Source organism: Streptomyces sp. NPDC050287 (genome assembly GCF_044459385.1).
Taxonomy (GTDB): Bacteria; Actinomycetota; Actinomycetes; order Streptomycetales; family Streptomycetaceae; genus Streptomyces.
On record NZ_JBITIY010000004.1, the window covers coordinates 147,391 to 163,211 of the forward strand.

Here is a 15,821-nt window from a genome sequence, read left to right on the forward strand (position 1 = left end):
CCACGCTGGCCCCTCTTCCCCGCGCCACTCATCCCCAATATCACTACTATAACAAACCAACACGACCCCCCCCCCCCCCCCCCCCCGGGGGCGCCCCCCCCCCCCCCCCCCCCCCCCCCACCCCCGGGGATTGGCTTTCCCCACGATGAGCACCGTCAGTGTTGTGATCCCCTGCTACAAGTACGGCCATTTCCTCGCCGACTGCGTGAGCAGCGTCCTGGACGAGCAGGACGGCGTTGACGTCCGGGTACTCATCATCGACGACGCCTCGCCCGACGACTCGGCTCAGATCGCGAAGAACCTTGCCGCCGCCGACCCGCGGATCGAGGTCCGCGTCCACGAAACCAACAAGGGTCACATCGCCACCTACAACGAGGGCCTCCTGGAATGGGCCGACGGAGACTACGTGGCCCTGCTCTCCGCCGACGACCGGCTTGTCCCGGGCGCGCTGGTCCGGGCCGCCGCGCTCCTTGACTCCCATCCCCAGGTGGGGTTCGCCTACGGGCGTCCCCTGCGGTTCCAGGACGGCGGTCCGCTGCCGCCGGCCCGTACGCGGAGCACGGGCTCGGTCGTCTATCCCGGGCAGTGGTGGCTTCAGCGGCGCTTCCGCGAAGGCACCGGCTGCATCACCTCGCCGGAGGTCGTCGTCCGCACCAGCCTCCAGCGCACGGTCGGCGGCTACGACCCGGCCCTCCCCCACGCCGGTGACATCGAGATGTGGATGCGGCTCGCCGCGCACGCCGACGTCGGCTACGTACGCGGTGCCGACCAGGCCTTCTACCGCGTCCACGGCAAGAACATGTCCACGACGGACTTCGGCGGTCAGCTCGACGACCTGCGTCAGCGTCTCGTGGCCTTCGACTCGGTGCTGGCCAAATGCGCCGACCGGCTGCCCCACGCCGGCCCCCTGGCAGAGGAGGTCCACACCCGGCTCGCCCGGTTCGCGCTGCGCCGGGCGTACCGGGCCTACGACCGGGGACGTACCGCGGTCGTTCCGGTCGACGACTGCGTGGCGTTCGCCGAGGAGTGCCTGCCGCGGTACGCGGCGCTGCCCGAGTACCGGGCGCTGCGGCTCAGGCGGCGGATCGGTGCGAAGGCGATGCCGTATCTGCAGCCGCTGGTGTGGTCGGCCGTGGCCGAGCGCGGGCGGGAATGGCTGTGGTGGGAGTCGTGGAAGCGTCGCGGCATCTGATGGCGCGCACGCTCGGCTCAGTCGGCCACGGCAATCGGACCGGGGTGCCGTCGGCGGCCCGGAGGCGCCTTCCGGCGGCTCATGACGTACCGGTCGAGCCACAACGCGCCGAGAACGCCGCCCGCCCCGCCCAACAGGGCCGTGCCCGCCAGGCCCCGGGTCTTGTTGCCCTGCACCTCGGCGGCGCTCGGGGAGGTCAGGACGGAGGCGGTGATCCGCGACCCGGCGGGCACTCCCTGCGCCGCCTGCAGCGCTTCGACGTGCCGGCTGTAGACGTCGATGATGCGGCGTACCGCCGTCACGGCGGCCTCGGCGCCGGACGCCTGCGACTGCACCTGGAGCGAGGGGATCAGGTACTGAGGCGTCGCGCTGGTACCGCTGTTGCGGGGGACGAGGTGGTAGGTCCCATGGACACCGGCCGCGCTCAATTCCCTGGCCCCGGAGGGAGATTGCAGCTGCTGGACGACCCCGTAGGAGACCACGGCGAGCGGCGGCTGCAGATTGGTGAGCTGGTTGGGCTGGTTCTGCGTCACCGGCGGCTTGAGGACGACCACCGCGGATCCCACGTACTGGGGGGCCGGGCGCAGCACGTGGTACGCCCCGGCTGCCGTCAGCAGCAGCGCGACCACCACGACGTACCAGCGGCGGAGCAGCGCGTCGGTGACGTTCCCGGGCGACATACGAGTTCCTTCCGTCACTGCCGATACTGGCAGGACACGCGGCGGGATTCCACCGAACGGAGGAATGGTTCGTGAGCCTTGGTGAGATATGGGCCATTCTGCGCAGACGTTGGTACTTCATGGTGCCCTTCACCGTGTTCAGTCTGCTCGGCGGCGCCTATCTGTACGTGACCGTCCCCGTCTCCTATCAGTCGCAGAGTTCGGTCACGCTGCTGGACTCCTCGGCCGTCGCCCGACTGGCCCCCACGTTCGGCAACCCCATCTCCAATGCGGGCGGTTCACTCATCGTCACGGAAGACGTGCTGATCAGGACCCTCGAATCGAACGACGCGGCGAAGGAACTGCACAGCCGTGGCGTCACGGATCAGTACACGGCAGGCTTCGCGCCCACCAGCGACAGCCCACTGCTCTCGCTCAGCGTCACCGGAACCGACCGGGCGAAGGTGCTCAAGGAGACCCACATCCTGACCACCTTCGCCGGCGAGCAACTCGACGCTCTGCAGGCCGCCGCCAAGGTACCGCCGTCCTATTTCGTGCAGACAGCGCCCGTCGTCCTGCCGCAGACCCCGGTGGCGAAGTCGAAGAACCGCTACCAGGACATCGCGGCTGTCATCATCCTGGGTGTCGTCAGCGCGTTCCTGCTGTCGATCCTGATGGAGGGTGTCGCGGTGGTCCGCCGGCGGCACGACAGGAAGAGCGTCGCCCCGCGGCCGCAGGAGACCCGCGCCCCGAAACGGACGCGAGCAGGCCTGCTGAGCCGGCAGGTCGACGCCACCGCGATCCTCACCGTCTACCTGGTGCTGGCCTTCTTCATCCCGTCGAACCTCGCCCTGCCCGCGCTCGGCGGCGTCGGCACCCCGGCCAACGTCTTCGCACTGCTCGGACTGTTGTGGTACCTGGCGACCTGGCTCGGCGGCCGCATCCTTCCCGCGCCGGGGACCAGGCTCGCGCGGGTCTCGATGTGCGTACTCGGTGTCGCCGTCCTGGCCGCGTACATCGCGGACTCGATGCGCGAGAGCTCGCATCAGGAGATCCTCGGGGCCGACCGCGGACTCATCGGTTTCCTGGTGTGGGTGTCGCTGGTGGTCCTCACCACGGCGGGCGTGCAGGAGCGCGGCCGGCTGGACGTTCTGATGCGCCGGATGGTGGTGATGGGGTCCGTTGTCGCCGCGCTCGGCTTCTACGACTTCTTCTCGGCCACCAACATCGCCGACTCCATCCACATCCCCGGCCTGCAGACCAGCGTGGCCCAGGTGTCCGCCATGGACCGCGGCTCCTTCACCCGGCCCCGGTCCACCACCGCCCAGCCCCTCGAGTTCGGCGGCATGCTGGCGATCCTCGTGCCCTTCGCCATCCAGCAGGCCGTCGATCCGGTACGCCGCCATCTCCACGTGCTGCGCCGCTGGGGGCCGGTGCTGCTGATGGCCGGTGCGCTGCCCCTGACGGTGTCGAGGACCTCGATCATCGGCATGCTGCTGATCGCCCTGGTGATGGTGCCACGCTGGAAGCCGGCCCGCCGCTGGGCCGCGATCGGCGTGATGACGGCCTCCGTGGCCGTCTTCAAGGTGCTCATTCCCGGGCTGATCGGCACGATCACCGGGTTGTTCGCGTCGTTCCTGTCCAACTCCGACAGCAGCACGCAGGCCCGTACGGTCAAGTACAGCGCGATCGTGCCCTATCTGAAGGAGCACCCGCTGTTCGGGCGGGGCTTCGGCACCTTCACACCGGACCTGTACTTCTTCACCGACAACCAGTACATGCTGACCCTGGCCGAGATGGGCGTGCTCGGGCTCGTTGCCCTGTTCACCCTGTTCATCACCGGCATCCACCACGGCGGCGCCATCCGACGGCTGGCCCGCACCGAGTCCGACCGCGAGCTGGGGCAGGCCTTCTTCGCCTCGTCGCTGGTCGCCCTGGTCATCAGCGCCACCTTCGACTCACTCAGCTTCCCCATGTTCGCCGGCATGTTCTTCCTGACGCTGGGGGCGGGAGGCAGCTGTCTGGGCTTCGTCCGACGCGAGGCGGCCGCCGCCGTCCCGGCCCCCCGCAAGGCGTCGCAAGCCCCGCTCCCCCAACTCGTGGAGTCCCGATGAGCCCTGTAGCCGTCATCGTCGTCACCTGGAACAGCGCTTCGGTGCTCCCCGGGTTCCTCGCCACGCTCCCGGAGGGCATGGCCGGCCTCGACTGGCGGCTCGTCGTCGCCGACAACGACTCTGCCGACGACACCGTCGAGGTGCTCCGGACGCTGGCCCCCGATGCCACGGTCGTCCGGACCGGCCGCAACGCCGGGTACGCCGCCGGCGTCAACGCGGCGCTGGGTGCCGCCGGTGAGTGGGACAGCGGATACGAGGCCGTTCTGGTCTGCAACCCCGACGTCCGCATGCGGCACGGCTGCGCCAAACGTCTCCTCGACGGGCTCGACGACCACGTGGGGATCGCCGTCCCCCTCCTGTACGAAGACGGCCGGGACGCGCCCCTGTTCTCACTGCGCCGCGAGTCGAGCGTGCCCCGGGCGCTCGGCGAGGCCCTGATCGGCAACCGGCGGGCCGGGCGGTTCCCGCGCCTGAGCGAGCTCGTCACCGACCCCGCCGCGTATCAGCGGCCCACGCGCGCGGACTGGGCGACCGGCGCGCTCATGGCCATCTCCGCGGACTGCCTGGCCGCTTGCGGTCCCTGGGACGAGTCCTTCTTTCTCTATTCGGAGGAGACCGAGTACTGCCTGCGTGCGCGGGATCTGGGATACGTCACGCGGTTGGAGCCCAGCGCCGAGGCCGTTCACCTGGGGGGCGAGTCCCGGGTCTCCCCCCGGCTCTGGACCCTGCTCACGCTCAACCGCGTGCGGTTGTACCGGCGGCGCCACGGGGCCGTCGCCACGGCCTGCTTCCGCGGCGCCGTGCTTCTGCGCGAGACATCGCGGGCTGCCCTCGGCCGCAGGGCCAGCCGGGCGGCTGCCGTCGCACTGCTCAGGCCGGGCTCGCTACGGGCCACGCCGGGGCCGTGACACCGGTGGAAGCCGGCGGCTCGGTCCTCAGGCGCCGCCGCTCCACGTCGTGTAGAAGCTGTCCGGATTCACCAGGTACCGCACGGTGGCGTGCGGTATGTGGCGCACGCTGTGGCTACGGCTGTACCGGTGGACGAGCTCCCAGTCCTCACGCGGAAGCACTTCCGGCGTACGTCGCAGACGACTGAAGTGCAGAGCCCCGTTGCGACGCGCGACGAACGCGTTGGTGTCCAGGAAGGACTCTCTGGCGGCCCGGCGGCGGTCGAACGGCACGGAAAGGATGTCCCGTTCGGTCCCGTCCGGCAGGATCCGGCGCAGGGCCGTGTAGACGCCGTCAGGCCCGTGCGGGGACTCCAGGACCGCCAGTGCCCGTTCCAGGTGGTCGGGTTCCCACTGGTTGTCGTCGTCCAGGAAGGCCACGTACCGCGAGCGGCTGAGGCGGATGCCCACATTGCGCACGACGCCGGCCACGCCGGTGTTGCGCGCCAGCGATACGGCGAACAGCCGTGGATCGTCAGGGAGTTCGGGGAGCCCGGCACCGTCGTCGACCACGACGACGACCTGATCGCGAACGGTCTGGGCCAGGGCCGAGCGGACGGCCGCCCGCAGTTCGTCGGGGCGGCGGTGGGTGGCGATGACCGTGGCGACGAGGGCGGCCGGCAGGGGCACGGCGGCGGCGAGTCGACGGGTTTCGGCGGTTTCGAGGCGGCGGAGCATCAGCGCGGAGGGGGCGAGGAGGACCTTGTTGCGGAACTCGAAGAGGACGAGCCAGCCGAAGGTGAGCTTGAGGAGCTCCCAGGGGGCACGGGCGATGCGTCGCATGGTCCTCTTCCTCAGCCGGCCGGTTCGGGGGTGATCGGGGTGCCGTCGGAGAACCGGTTGCCGCGCCAGACGTTGCCGGAGCCGCCGGCGTTCCAGGCGGTGACGGCCCCGTAGACGCCGCTGTTGCCGTGGTACCGGGTGGAGAAGACGTTGTTCGTGACCGTGATCCCGGTGGCACCCTCACCACCCCCGTACAGGGCGTAGGCCCCGCCGGCCAGCAGGTTGCCGTCGATGACGGCGTGGGAGACGGGGCCGGTGTCGGCGAACAGGCCGACGGCGGCAGAGGCCCCCCGGTCGACGGGGACGGGGTTGAGCAGGGTGTTGTGGCGGACGATCAGCTCACCCTGGTTGCCACCGCCGCTGATCACCGCGTCGGTGTGCTGCCACTCGCCGCCGGCGTTGCGGAAGGGGACCAGGTCGTGGACGTAGTTGTCGTGGAGGTAGCCCTGCCCCATGGACAGGGCGTTGCCGAAGACGGAGATGTCGCTCCAGCCGACCTCGATGGAGCTGTTGCCCATGTTCGAGACGGCGTAGTCCACGCCGCCGTTGTCGGGGCCCTTGCCGGGGACGGCGGTGATGGTGGTGTGGAGGACCCGGAGTCCGGTGTGTCCGGGGCGCAGGTTGATCCCCCACCAGTTGGTGGAGGTGATCCTGCTGTCGACGACAGTCACGTCGTTGGCGTAGATGTCGAGTGAGCCGGTGATGTCCCAGCCCTTGATGACGGTGCCGTCCCTCGTGACGCTCATGGCCCCGGTGGAGTGCGGCGTGAGACGGATGCGGGGCCCGGTGGTGCGGGCGTCGGGGAAGCCGGCTTGCTGGGGTGCCACCGTGGTGGCGTGAGGTGTGCCGGGTGTTCCGGTGCCGGGTGTTGCGGTACCGGCCGAGGGTGCGGGGCTACGGTCGGCCGGGGTGGGTGTGGCTTTGGGGCTCCGGGGAGCCTGGGTGGTGGGCTTGGCTTCGGGGCTCCGCGCGGCCGGGGAGAGGTGGCCTGCGTGACTCCGGTCGGCCTGTGCGGGGCCGGTCCCCCCGCCGGAGCAGGCGGTGGCCAGCGCGAGCGCCAGGACGGCGAGCAGACAGCGGAGCCTGGTCATGCGGTCTCCATGGTCGATGAGCCCCGCAGGAATCGGCGGCTGGGCAGGACACACACGACGTAGCACACCAGGGCCGTCGTGCCGACGACGACGAGGGCGAGGGTTCCGTCCCCGAGGAGCCGCTTCGCGGCGAGGAGCACCAGCGCCATCACCACTCCCCCGAACAAGGGCCAGGCGCAGGCCCTGGCGATGTGGCCGAGGCTGATCCCCGCCCTACCGAGAGCGAAGACGAAGACGGGTACGACGAGACCGACGGCGACCAGGACGTGGCCCTGGGAGACGCCGACGATGCCGTGCAGACGCGCGCCGATGACGAGGACGGGGACAAGGGCGACGAGCCAGAGGCCCTGGACGAGGATGAGGGAGCGACGCTGCCCGGCGGCGACCAGACAGTCGTAGGCGAGTTCGCAGCCGATGCGCACCAGGCCCAGAGCCATCAGCCAGGGCAGCGCGTCCGCGGCGGGCAGCCACGTGACGCCGTACACGAGGTGGACGACCGGGGCGGCGAGGCCGGCGAGGAGCACGCACAGGGGGACGGTGCCGGTCACCAGGACGCCCAGGGCGCGGCTGAAGCCCTGGGCGAGGGCCTGCGGGGTGTCGGCGAGGCGGGAGAAACCGGCGAAGGAGACGCGGCGGGCGGCCTCCGAGATCACGCGTACCGGCCAGCCGGACATGTTGAACGCCAGGACGTAGAACCCGAGGGCGACGGGACCGAGGGAGGAGCCGACGACCATGGTGTCCACGTTGACCACGCCGAGGGCGAGGAGGCTCGCGCCGGCCAGGGGGAGCCCGAACTTCAGCAACGCGCGGGCCTGTCCGGGATCCCAGCCGAACCGCAGGGTGCCGGGGGCGGCCAGGGCGCAGCCGACGAGGGCGGCGATGTTGCCCGCGACCGCGCCCCACGCGAAGCTCATCGCACCCCAGCCGGCGAAGGCCAGCACCAGGGTCACCGCCGTGCTGAGGACGAAGTTGAGCGCGTCGATGGCCATTCGCTTGCCCTGGGCGAACTCCCGGGTCAGGAAGCCGGCGGGCACCTGGGCCACCCCGTCGATCACCAGGCACAGGCACATCACCCGCAGGACGCCCGAGGCCTCGGGCGAGCCGAGCAGCCCGGCCACCGTGGGTGCCGAGACGAAGATGGCGGCGTACAGCAGAGCGCTGGAGGCGGTGCCCAGGGTCAGTACGGTCGGCGCGAAGCGGCGAGGGTCACCGTCCCAGCGGACGATGGCCAGGCCGACGCCCAGTTCGTTCGCGGAGAGCAGGACCAGGAGCACGGTCTGGGCTATGCCGTAGACGCCCCACTGAGCCGGTCCCAGGGCGAAGCGCGCCAGCAGGACGCCGGTGGCGAAATTGCCGAGACGCATGACGACGGTGTTGATCAGGCTCCAGCGGGCGGCCGAGCGGACCTTCCGGCCGAGGGAGGCGGGAGCGGGAGGAACGGAGGTGTCGCTCGGTTCAGCGGTCTCGCTGTCCGGTGCGCGAACGCTGTCCATGAGTCGACTCCTCGTCGAGCGGCTCGGCGGTGGGCGACGCGGCCATGGAGGCCCGCCCCGCCCTCGGCTCTGCGGCGGGCCTGTTCTCGACGAACCGCGACCAGGTGGGCGGCGGGCGAAGAGCGACGGTCTGTTCCACCACCGGCTCCGCGGTCACCGACGCGTGGGCGGTGACCGGCGGCTTGGGTTCTTGAGGTCGCGCCGGCGTCTGCGACCGGCGGCGCGCCTCCACGTAGAAGGTGGCGACCAGGCTCAGGACCAGGCCCAGGCCTCCTGCCATGACCATGTACTCGAGCCGGGTCTTTGTCTGCGCCACCGGGTTCTGCGGGGGCACGACGGTCTGCATGCGAATCCTGGCCTTCGGGGCGACCGACTGCTGTTCCTGGAACTGGTCCAGCCGCTCCTTGGCATACGCGGTCAGGACGCGGTCGGAGTTCAGGACGGCGGCCTTGTCGGTGCCGGTCACGGTGAGCCACAGAAGCGGGCCCTGAGCGTTGTCGGCGAGCTTGGCCTCGAAGGTGCCCCTGGCTCGACGGGACTTGAGTTCCCGGACGGAGACATCGGAGTTGAGGTTGCGGGCCAGGCTGTCGGCCATGCCGGTGAGCGAGGTCTGGGTGCTCAGGAAGGGGTTGCCGTCGTAGGCGACGGTGGCCTTCTGGGAGTTCAGGAGTACCACCGTGCTCTGCGACTGGTAGGTGATCGGAACCACCAGGGCCACGGCGACCGTCAGCCCGGCGGTCAACAGCAGCCCTGGCAGCAGGACATACCAGCGCCTGCGCATGACCCGGAAGATCTCAGCGAGATCCACGGCGGTCCCCCCCTCGCGACCCGACATTCGACGAACATATGTTGCAAGCGGATCATATGCTGAACGTTTGGTCAGTGGGTCTCGGCCGGGTGCTCGCCGTGCCTCCCGTCAGCAGCACGTCGGCGATGCGGTCGCTCGCGTGACCGTCCCACAGGTCGGGCCGGCGCGGCGCGGGCGGAGCGTCCAGCACCTGGTTCACGGTCGGCACGATCCGCGCCGGGTCCCGGCCGGCCAGCACATTGGTGCCCTGCTCGACGGTGATGGGCCGCTCGGTGTTGTCCCGCAGGGTCACGCAGGGCACGCCCAGCGCGGTGGTCTCCTCCTGTATGCCCCCCGAGTCGGTCAGCACGAGGCGGGCGGAGTCCTGCAGGGCGATGAAGTCCAGGTATCCGGCGGGTGGTACCAGCCGGATCCCTCCGGGGACGCCGATGTCGGCCAGCCGTCCGGCCGCCCGCGGGTGCACGGGCAGCAGGAGCGGGCAGCGGCCGGCGATCTCTCCAAGGGCCTTCAGCAGCCCGGCGAGGACCTCGGGGTCGTCCACGTTGGCGGGACGGTGCAGGGTGACCAGGCCGTACTCGCCTCTGGTGAGGGCGTATCGGCTGAGGACGTCGGAGGCCCTGGCCCGTTCCAGATTGGCCAGCAGCGTGTCGATCATGACGTTTCCGACCAGGTGGATCTGGTCGTCCCGGTAGCCTTCCGCCCGCAGGTTCTCGGCGGCGTCGGGCGAGGGGGCCAGCAGGTAGTCGCTGACGCGGTCGGTGGCGACGCGGTTGATCTCCTCCGGCATGCTCCAGTCGCGGCTGCGCAGGCCGGCCTCGACGTGGGCCAGCAGCGGTCCTGCCTTGGCGGTGACCAGGGCACAGCCGAGGGTGGAGTTGATGTCTCCGACCACGACGACGATGTCCGGGGCCACCTCCGTGAGCAGTGGCTCGAACGCGGTCATGACGCGTCCGGTCTGCTCGGCGTGGGTGCCGGAGCCGACCCCGAGGAAGCGGTCGGGCGGACGCATGCCGAGATCGGCGAAGAACACGTCGTTCATGGACCGGTCGTAGTGCTGACCGGTGTGAACGAGGACCACCTCGGCGCCCCGGCGCTCCAGGGCGTCCATCACCGGTTTGATCTTCATGTAGTTGGGTCTTGCCCCGGCGACGCAGACGACTCGCGGCATGGCTCAGAGCACCTCGATCGTGGGTCCGGACGACAGCCGCCGACGGCAGTCGAGGACCAGGGGGGCGTGTTCGGTGATGAGTTCGTAGTCGAAGCCGTCATGGTCGGTGAGCAGGACCACCACGTCGGCGGCCGCCAGCTCCTCCGGCGCCGGTTCGACCCGCACCAGCCGGGTGTCCACCGGCAGGCTCTCGACGACGTGCGGGTCCGCCGCTCTGACCTGGGCCCCCATGTCGAGCAGCAGCTGGGAGATGCGCAGGGCGGGCGACTCGCGGGCGTCACCGGTGTTCTTCTTGTACGCCAGCCCGAGCAGCAGGATGCGTGAGCCGTTCACGGATCGACGTCGTTGGTTGAACAGGTCCGTGATGCGGCGCGTCACGTACTCGGGCATGTGGTTGTTGATGTCGTTGGCCAGTTCCACGAAGCGGAAGCTCTGGCCGAGTTCACGCTGCACCCGCCAGGACAGGTACGAGGGGTCGATCGGCAGGCAGTGGCCGCCGACACCCGGTCCCGGCGTGAACTTCATGAAACCGAAGGGCTTGCTGGAGGCGGCGTCGATGGCCTGCCAGACGTCGATGTCCAGGTGGTGGGCGAACATCGCGATCTCGTTGACCAGCGCGATGTTCACATGCCGGAAGGTGTTCTCGAGGAGCTTGGCGAGCTCGGCCTCCTTCGGCGAGCTCACCGGCACGGTGGTGTCGACGAGCTGCGCGTAGAAGTCCTGAACGGCCTGGAGCGAGGACGCGTTCACGCCGGACACGACCTTCGGGGTCTCCTTGAAGCCCCATACGGCGTTTCCGGGGTCGATCCGCTCCGGGCTGTAGCCGAGGTGGAAGTCCGTGCCCGCGGTCAGGCCCGAGCCGTCCTCCAGGAGCGGGGCGAACAGTTCCTGCGTGGTGCCCGGATAAGTGGTCGACTCCAGGACGACGGTGGCTCCCGGGCGCAGGTAGCGGGCCAGGGTGAGGGCCGATTCCCTGATGTAACGGAGGTCGGGAGTGCCCTCGTGCAGTGGGGTCGGCACGGTCACGACGGCGACGTCGAAACCGCCGCAGTCGCGGGCCGATTCGCTCGGGCGGTAGGCGCCGCGGTCCATGGCCGCGCGGATCCGCTCGGAGGAGACGTCCTCGACGAAGGACTCACCGGCGGCAAGGCTCTTGACCCGCCGGGAGTCGACGTCGTAGCCGATCACCTCGTGTCCGACCTCGGCGGCCCGGATGGCCAGTGGCAGGCCGACGTATCCCTGTCCGACCACGACGACGCGCATCAGTGACTCCTGTTCGCCGGAGCGGTCGACGGGGTGAGCCGGATGAGCTCTCGCGCCGTCATGAGGACGAAGGCAGCATTGGTGGTGAGATAGCGCCGTCCCAGGCGGCGCGGTTCCTGGAGCGCGCGGTAGAGCCACTCGGCTCCCCACCGCTGCCAGGACTCGGGGGCCCGCTTGGTGACCCCGGCCAGGATGTCGAAGGAACCGCCGACCCCGTGCACGACGCGGGCGCCGGTGCGTGCGCCGTAGGCTGCGGTGAAGATCTCTTTCTTGGGCGAGGTCATGCCGAGGAACAGCATCTGGGCGCCGCTGTCGGCGATCGCGCCCGCTATGGCCTCCTGCTGGGAATCCTCGAAGTAGCCGTTCCGGCTGCCGGCCACCTTCAGGCCGGGGAAGCGGTCGGCGACCCGGAGCAGCATCTGCTCCAGCACGTCCTCCTTGGCTCCGAGGAAGTACACGGACATCCCGGCCGATTCCGACTCGGCCAGCAGCCGCAGGAAGAGGTCGATACCGGCCACCCGTTCCGGCAGCGGGGCGCGCAGGATCCGGCCGGCCCAGACCACGGCCTGTCCGTCGGCGAGAACGAGATCGCAGCCGGCCACGGCACGGGCGAGCCGGTGGTCCCGCCGCATGTTCACCAGCTTCGCGGCGTTGACCACTCCGATCTCGAGCTGGTGGCCGTCCAGGACCGCTTCGAGGCAGCGCTGCACGGTCTCGTCCATGGTCAGCGGGTCCAGCTCGACCCCGAAGAGAGTCTGACGCTGGTTCATATTCTGCCTCCGTACCAGGCGTGGAGCATCCAGCCGAATTCGTACGGCCGGCACTCACGGTCGACGGAGGCGGGGCGGTAGACCCGGTCCAGGGACTTCAGCCGGAGGCTCGGCGCGACTCGCGTACCGAGTCCTCGGGCGGCTCGTACGGCCTTCTTCGGATCGCCCCGGTAGACCTTGCGCCAGGTGACGCCGAGCTCGTCGAGGATCAACGGCTCCCGGTGCGCCGGGCGGGCGGCCAGTTCCGGTACGTCCGCCATCCAGCGCAGCCCCTTGCGGATCGAGGCGCCGAAGTCGGTGCCGCCGGCGTCGGCCAGATCGAACAGGGCGGTCGGCGCCATCGCGTGCTGGTGGACGCTGTAGACGGGGTAGCCCTCCACGACAGAGCCGGTGCGCGCGTCGTAGTGCCACCACCACTGCCCGCCGTCGCCCTGCAGTTCGCAGATGCGCGCCGCGCACGCCTCGGCCGCGGCCAGCGCCTCCGGATCGCCGTCTCCGTCGCCGCTGGCGTGTGCGCGGGCCAGGGCCTGCAGTGGGTAGGTCTGGTCGGCGAAGCAGCTCACATGCGCCCGGTACCAGGGCACCAGGCCAGGACCGGTGGCGTGCGGGAACAGCGGGCTGTCCTCGATCCGGGCCCGCAGGAGACGGTCGCGAGCTGCGGTGAAACGTATCTCCACATCCACCGTGTCCCGAGCGGCCGCGAGGGCGGACAGCACCCACGCCGCCTCGACCGTGTACTGAGGCCGGCCCTCCTCGTCGAGGGCTTCGACTCGCGCGAGGGCGTCGGACAGTTTGGGGTGCCCGGTCTCGGCGGCGGCCCAGGCGATGAGCGCCGCGTCACCGAGGTTGGCCACCGCGGGCAGTGACTCGACCAGCAGACCCGTGAACTCCTCGGCGGTACGCCCGCCGAGCACCGCGCGCTGGCGGTCCTCGGGCAGGAACCGGGCGCCCAGCACGGTGATGGCCGCGTACCGGACGCTGGTCCCCCGCGGCTCCACGGTCCAGGAACCGTCGGGCGCCTTCCACCCGGTCATGGTGAAGGCGAAGGCCTCACCGCCAGGAAGCAGCATCGACCCGAGCCCCGACTCGGCGACGGCGAGCAGTCGCTGGGCAAGCGCGAGCAGCGTCCGCTCCTCACGACCGAGCGCCTCAAGACGTGTGGTGGTGGTCATCTTTTGGGCACACCAACCCCCCTGTGGGTTCATGTTTTTGCGCAGACTTGTGATCGCCGCGGCTCGGCAGGCCATCGGCGGAAGACAGACATCAGGCGTCGGAGCGACTGTCACTCCGCGCTCAAGACACGGGTGACCCCACCACCCGGTACCCCCCTGGGCACTGCCAGTTCGTGTGCTAACTGTGATCAGTCTGCACGGTTCGGACACATGTTATGCCTATGGATGTTCGAAGCTTGGTGTTTTGGGAGAATCAGGAGTTAACACGCTCAACGAGTTCACCGTCCTTCTCGTCGTAGAGCGCGCCCGTCTCCGGGCACTCCCACCCGCCTGGCTCGCCTTCACGTTCGACCAGTCGCACGCCGGCCCGCCCGACCCAGCCGATCCGGCGCGCCGGAACGCCGACGACGAGCGCGAAGTCCGGCACGTCCCGGGTCACCACGGCACCCGCCGCGACCAGCGCCCACCGGCCGACGCGCACCGGCGCCACACACACCGAACGGGCCCCCAGCGACGCCCCCTCGGCCACCACCACTGCCACCGCTTCCCAGTCGCCACCACGCTTCAGCCGGCCCTGTGGGTCCACCGAACGGGGGAAGTAGTCGTTGGTGAGAACCGCCGCCGGGCCGATGAACACCCCGTCACCGAGCACCGCGGGTTCGTAGACCAACGCGTAGTTCTGAAGCTTCACGTTGTCGCCGATCCGCACCCCCGGGCCGACATACGCTCCCCTGCCCACGACGCACCCGCTGCCCAGCCGGGCGTCCTCCCGTATCTGGGCCAGATCCCAGACAGTCGTCCCGTCACCGATGCTGGCCGTCTCGTCCACCTGGGCGGTCGGCTGAGTCCTGTAACTCATCTGGCTGAACCTTTCTTCTCGTCGAGCAGAGCCGGAACGTGACGGACGGCTTCGATCCCTGCCTGGCAGCAGGGGCCGCGCCCCAGGACGCTGTACGTCGGGCGGGGAACGGGCCTTGTCGAGGCGGTGCCGGTGGTCGGCGGACAGGTCCGGGGCTCGCACCGAGCAGCCGGAGATCTTCGGGGCCAGGCCGCACCGGGCCGTCTCCCTGCCGCCGGTGCCGTAGTGGACGCCCACGGGCACGGTACAGGCGAGGGCGCGCGCTCACCGGACGGGCATGGCTCCGGTCGGGCACGCCCGCCGCCACGTACACATGACGAAAGCATCCCCCACGTCCCGCACCGGGTCCTCCTCGACCGCACGGCCGTCCGGCATCACCGCGCAGAACCCGCTTTCATCGGTACTGACACGTCACGGGTGCACCACTGGACAGCACGCCCGCACCCCATGTCCGGGAGCGCGGCGGCAGCCTGCGGCTCGCTGTGTGTCCTGCCACGCCCCGGGCACGGGCCCCTGTGTCTCCGCGGCCATCGCGTCGAAGGCTCTGCCTTGTCTCGGGCCGGCTCGATCAGCCCGTCACGGCACGACTCGATGGAGGATGAAAGGTCGGTTCTCGTTACGAGATGGCTCGGAGCCGGCCGTAGGGCTGGCTCCGGAATTGGCCGACGGCCCGCGCCGTCCTCTCGTCTGCGGGGAGGAAGACGACCAGTTGTTGGGCGTCCGAGGAGAGGTCGAGCGTTTCGCGGAGCAGCTTGAGTTCGCACCCGGACGGGTGGTGGAGCCGGAGAGCGCCGCGTCGCGGAATCACGTGACGGTGCAGACGGCGGGTGAAGTCGGAGCCGGCGGCGGAGACGAGTTCTGTGGTGAACCACTCGTAGTGCTCGACGGATGGTCCGAGCCACAGGTCGAAGGCCTGTTCGTCCGCGACGTCGTCCCAGTCGGCGAAGAACGTCCGGGCGCGGGGGTCGGTGAACACGTAACGGGTGAGGTTGGGGACGTCGGAGTCGAGCAGTCCGGTCCCGTTCGTGACCGAAGCGAAGCCGCTGGTGTGGGCGAGGACATCACCCAGCCGGTTGGTCACCATGGCGATCCCTGGTTCGAGGAGGCGGAGTGTCTCCAGAACCGACGGCCGGACTTGCCGGCGGGGTGGTGCGGGCCGGGTGTGCGCGGAACATTCGCCGCCGGTGATCTTCGCGAGGTAGCGCAGGTGGTCGCGTTCCTCGGGGGCGAGGCTGAGCGCGTCCGCGAGCGCGTTCATCACCGCGATCGAGGGATTGCGGTCACGGCCCTGTTCCATACGGGTCAGGTATTCGACGCTGATGCCGGCCCGCGCGGCGAGATCCGAGCGCCGCAGACCCGGTGACCGGCGGCGGCCGTGAGCCGGCAGTCCCAGTGATTCCGGCTGGATACCGTCGCGTCTGGCCCGGATGAAGTCCCCTAATGGCGTACCCATGCCGTGAGGATACGGCGCGGCCCACCGACCGGGGGACTGTTCAGACTGG

14 protein-coding genes are annotated in these 15,821 nt (G+C 70.1%); 3 read left to right on the plus strand and 11 right to left on the minus strand.

Annotation, left to right across the window (positions count from 1 at the left end):
- Positions 1-145: 145 nt before the first annotated feature.
- Positions 146-1,192, plus strand: a complete 1,047-nt coding sequence (locus ACIBK3_RS15615) for a glycosyltransferase family 2 protein (protein WP_399365811.1) — start codon at positions 146-148, stop codon at positions 1,190-1,192.
- Between the two features lie 17 nt (positions 1,193-1,209).
- Here ACIBK3_RS15615 and ACIBK3_RS15620 read toward each other — a convergent pair whose 3' ends face one another.
- Positions 1,210-1,872, minus strand: coding sequence for a hypothetical protein (locus ACIBK3_RS15620; RefSeq protein WP_399365813.1), 663 nt, complete (start codon positions 1,870-1,872; stop codon positions 1,210-1,212).
- A 71-nt stretch (positions 1,873-1,943) separates the two neighbouring features.
- Between ACIBK3_RS15620 and ACIBK3_RS15625 the strand changes: the two genes are divergently transcribed.
- Together ACIBK3_RS15625 and ACIBK3_RS15630 are read left to right on the plus strand one after the other, a co-directional pair.
- Positions 1,944-3,965: an O-antigen ligase family protein gene (locus ACIBK3_RS15625; RefSeq protein WP_399365815.1), complete on the plus strand. Its 2,022-nt coding sequence runs from the start codon at positions 1,944-1,946 to the stop codon at positions 3,963-3,965.
- The gene (locus ACIBK3_RS15630; protein ID WP_399365817.1) at positions 3,962-4,873 is read left to right on the plus strand and encodes a glycosyltransferase family 2 protein; all 912 of its coding nucleotides are present in this window, start codon (positions 3,962-3,964) and stop codon (positions 4,871-4,873) included. The genes ACIBK3_RS15625 and ACIBK3_RS15630 overlap by 4 nt, the downstream gene beginning before the upstream one ends.
- A 27-nt stretch (positions 4,874-4,900) precedes the next feature.
- On the opposite strand, the gene ACIBK3_RS15635 is transcribed toward ACIBK3_RS15630, so the two are convergent.
- From ACIBK3_RS15635 to ACIBK3_RS15680, 10 genes are all read right to left on the minus strand, one after another.
- Positions 4,901-5,695 carry a glycosyltransferase family 2 protein gene (locus ACIBK3_RS15635; RefSeq protein ID WP_399365819.1) on the minus strand — a complete coding sequence of 265 codons (795 nt, stop codon included), beginning with the start codon at positions 5,693-5,695 and terminating at the stop codon, positions 4,901-4,903.
- An 11-nt stretch (positions 5,696-5,706) separates the two neighbouring features.
- Positions 5,707-6,786, minus strand: coding sequence for a hypothetical protein (locus ACIBK3_RS15640; RefSeq protein WP_399365821.1), 1,080 nt, complete (start codon positions 6,784-6,786; stop codon positions 5,707-5,709).
- Positions 6,783-8,279, minus strand: a complete 1,497-nt coding sequence (locus tag ACIBK3_RS15645) for an oligosaccharide flippase family protein (RefSeq protein WP_399365823.1) — start codon at positions 8,277-8,279, stop codon at positions 6,783-6,785. Before ACIBK3_RS15645 ends, ACIBK3_RS15640 begins: the two co-directional genes overlap by 4 nt.
- Positions 8,242-9,087 carry a chain length determinant protein gene (locus ACIBK3_RS15650; protein ID WP_399365825.1) on the minus strand — a complete coding sequence of 282 codons (846 nt, stop codon included), beginning with the start codon at positions 9,085-9,087 and terminating at the stop codon, positions 8,242-8,244. Before ACIBK3_RS15650 ends, ACIBK3_RS15645 begins: the two co-directional genes overlap by 38 nt.
- A gap of 52 nt (positions 9,088-9,139) precedes the next feature.
- Positions 9,140-10,255 carry a non-hydrolyzing UDP-N-acetylglucosamine 2-epimerase gene (wecB, locus tag ACIBK3_RS15655; protein ID WP_399365826.1) on the minus strand — a complete coding sequence of 372 codons (1,116 nt, stop codon included), beginning with the start codon at positions 10,253-10,255 and terminating at the stop codon, positions 9,140-9,142.
- A gap of 3 nt (positions 10,256-10,258) precedes the next feature.
- Entirely contained in the window at positions 10,259-11,518 is a 1,260-nt protein-coding gene (locus ACIBK3_RS15660) for a nucleotide sugar dehydrogenase (protein WP_399365828.1), read from the minus strand.
- Positions 11,518-12,288, minus strand: a complete 771-nt coding sequence (locus ACIBK3_RS15665; RefSeq protein WP_399365830.1) for a WecB/TagA/CpsF family glycosyltransferase — start codon at positions 12,286-12,288, stop codon at positions 11,518-11,520. Before ACIBK3_RS15665 ends, ACIBK3_RS15660 begins: the two co-directional genes overlap by 1 nt.
- A complete protein-coding gene (locus tag ACIBK3_RS15670; RefSeq protein WP_399365832.1) occupies positions 12,285-13,460 on the minus strand; it encodes a hypothetical protein in 1,176 nt (391 codons plus the stop codon). The genes ACIBK3_RS15665 and ACIBK3_RS15670 overlap by 4 nt, the downstream gene beginning before the upstream one ends.
- A 253-nt stretch (positions 13,461-13,713) precedes the next feature.
- On the minus strand, positions 13,714-14,319 hold the full coding sequence (locus tag ACIBK3_RS15675) for an acyltransferase (RefSeq protein ID WP_399365834.1): 606 nt from the start codon (positions 14,317-14,319) through the stop codon (positions 13,714-13,716).
- A gap of 616 nt (positions 14,320-14,935) precedes the next feature.
- The gene (locus tag ACIBK3_RS15680; RefSeq protein WP_399365836.1) at positions 14,936-15,772 is read right to left on the minus strand and encodes a helix-turn-helix domain-containing protein; all 837 of its coding nucleotides are present in this window, start codon (positions 15,770-15,772) and stop codon (positions 14,936-14,938) included.
- Positions 15,773-15,821 lie beyond the last annotated feature (49 nt).

Coding starts and splice junctions, on each gene's coding strand:
- ACIBK3_RS15615 (WP_399365811.1), top strand. CDS start 146: ATGAGCACCGTCAGTGTTGTGATCCCCTGCTACAAGTACGGCCATTTC.
- ACIBK3_RS15620 (WP_399365813.1), bottom strand. CDS start 1,872: ATGTCGCCCGGGAACGTCACCGACGCGCTGCTCCGCCGCTGGTACGTC.
- ACIBK3_RS15630 (WP_399365817.1), top strand. CDS start 3,962: ATGAGCCCTGTAGCCGTCATCGTCGTCACCTGGAACAGCGCTTCGGTG.
- ACIBK3_RS15635 (WP_399365819.1), bottom strand. CDS start 5,695: ATGCGACGCATCGCCCGTGCCCCCTGGGAGCTCCTCAAGCTCACCTTC.
- ACIBK3_RS15640 (WP_399365821.1), bottom strand. CDS start 6,786: ATGACCAGGCTCCGCTGTCTGCTCGCCGTCCTGGCGCTCGCGCTGGCC.
- ACIBK3_RS15645 (WP_399365823.1), bottom strand. CDS start 8,279: ATGGACAGCGTTCGCGCACCGGACAGCGAGACCGCTGAACCGAGCGAC.
- wecB (WP_399365826.1), bottom strand. CDS start 10,255: ATGCCGCGAGTCGTCTGCGTCGCCGGGGCAAGACCCAACTACATGAAG.
- ACIBK3_RS15660 (WP_399365828.1), bottom strand. CDS start 11,518: ATGCGCGTCGTCGTGGTCGGACAGGGATACGTCGGCCTGCCACTGGCC.
- ACIBK3_RS15665 (WP_399365830.1), bottom strand. CDS start 12,288: ATGAACCAGCGTCAGACTCTCTTCGGGGTCGAGCTGGACCCGCTGACC.
- ACIBK3_RS15670 (WP_399365832.1), bottom strand. CDS start 13,460: ATGACCACCACCACACGTCTTGAGGCGCTCGGTCGTGAGGAGCGGACG.
- ACIBK3_RS15675 (WP_399365834.1), bottom strand. CDS start 14,319: ATGAGTTACAGGACTCAGCCGACCGCCCAGGTGGACGAGACGGCCAGC.
- ACIBK3_RS15680 (WP_399365836.1), bottom strand. CDS start 15,772: ATGGGTACGCCATTAGGGGACTTCATCCGGGCCAGACGCGACGGTATC.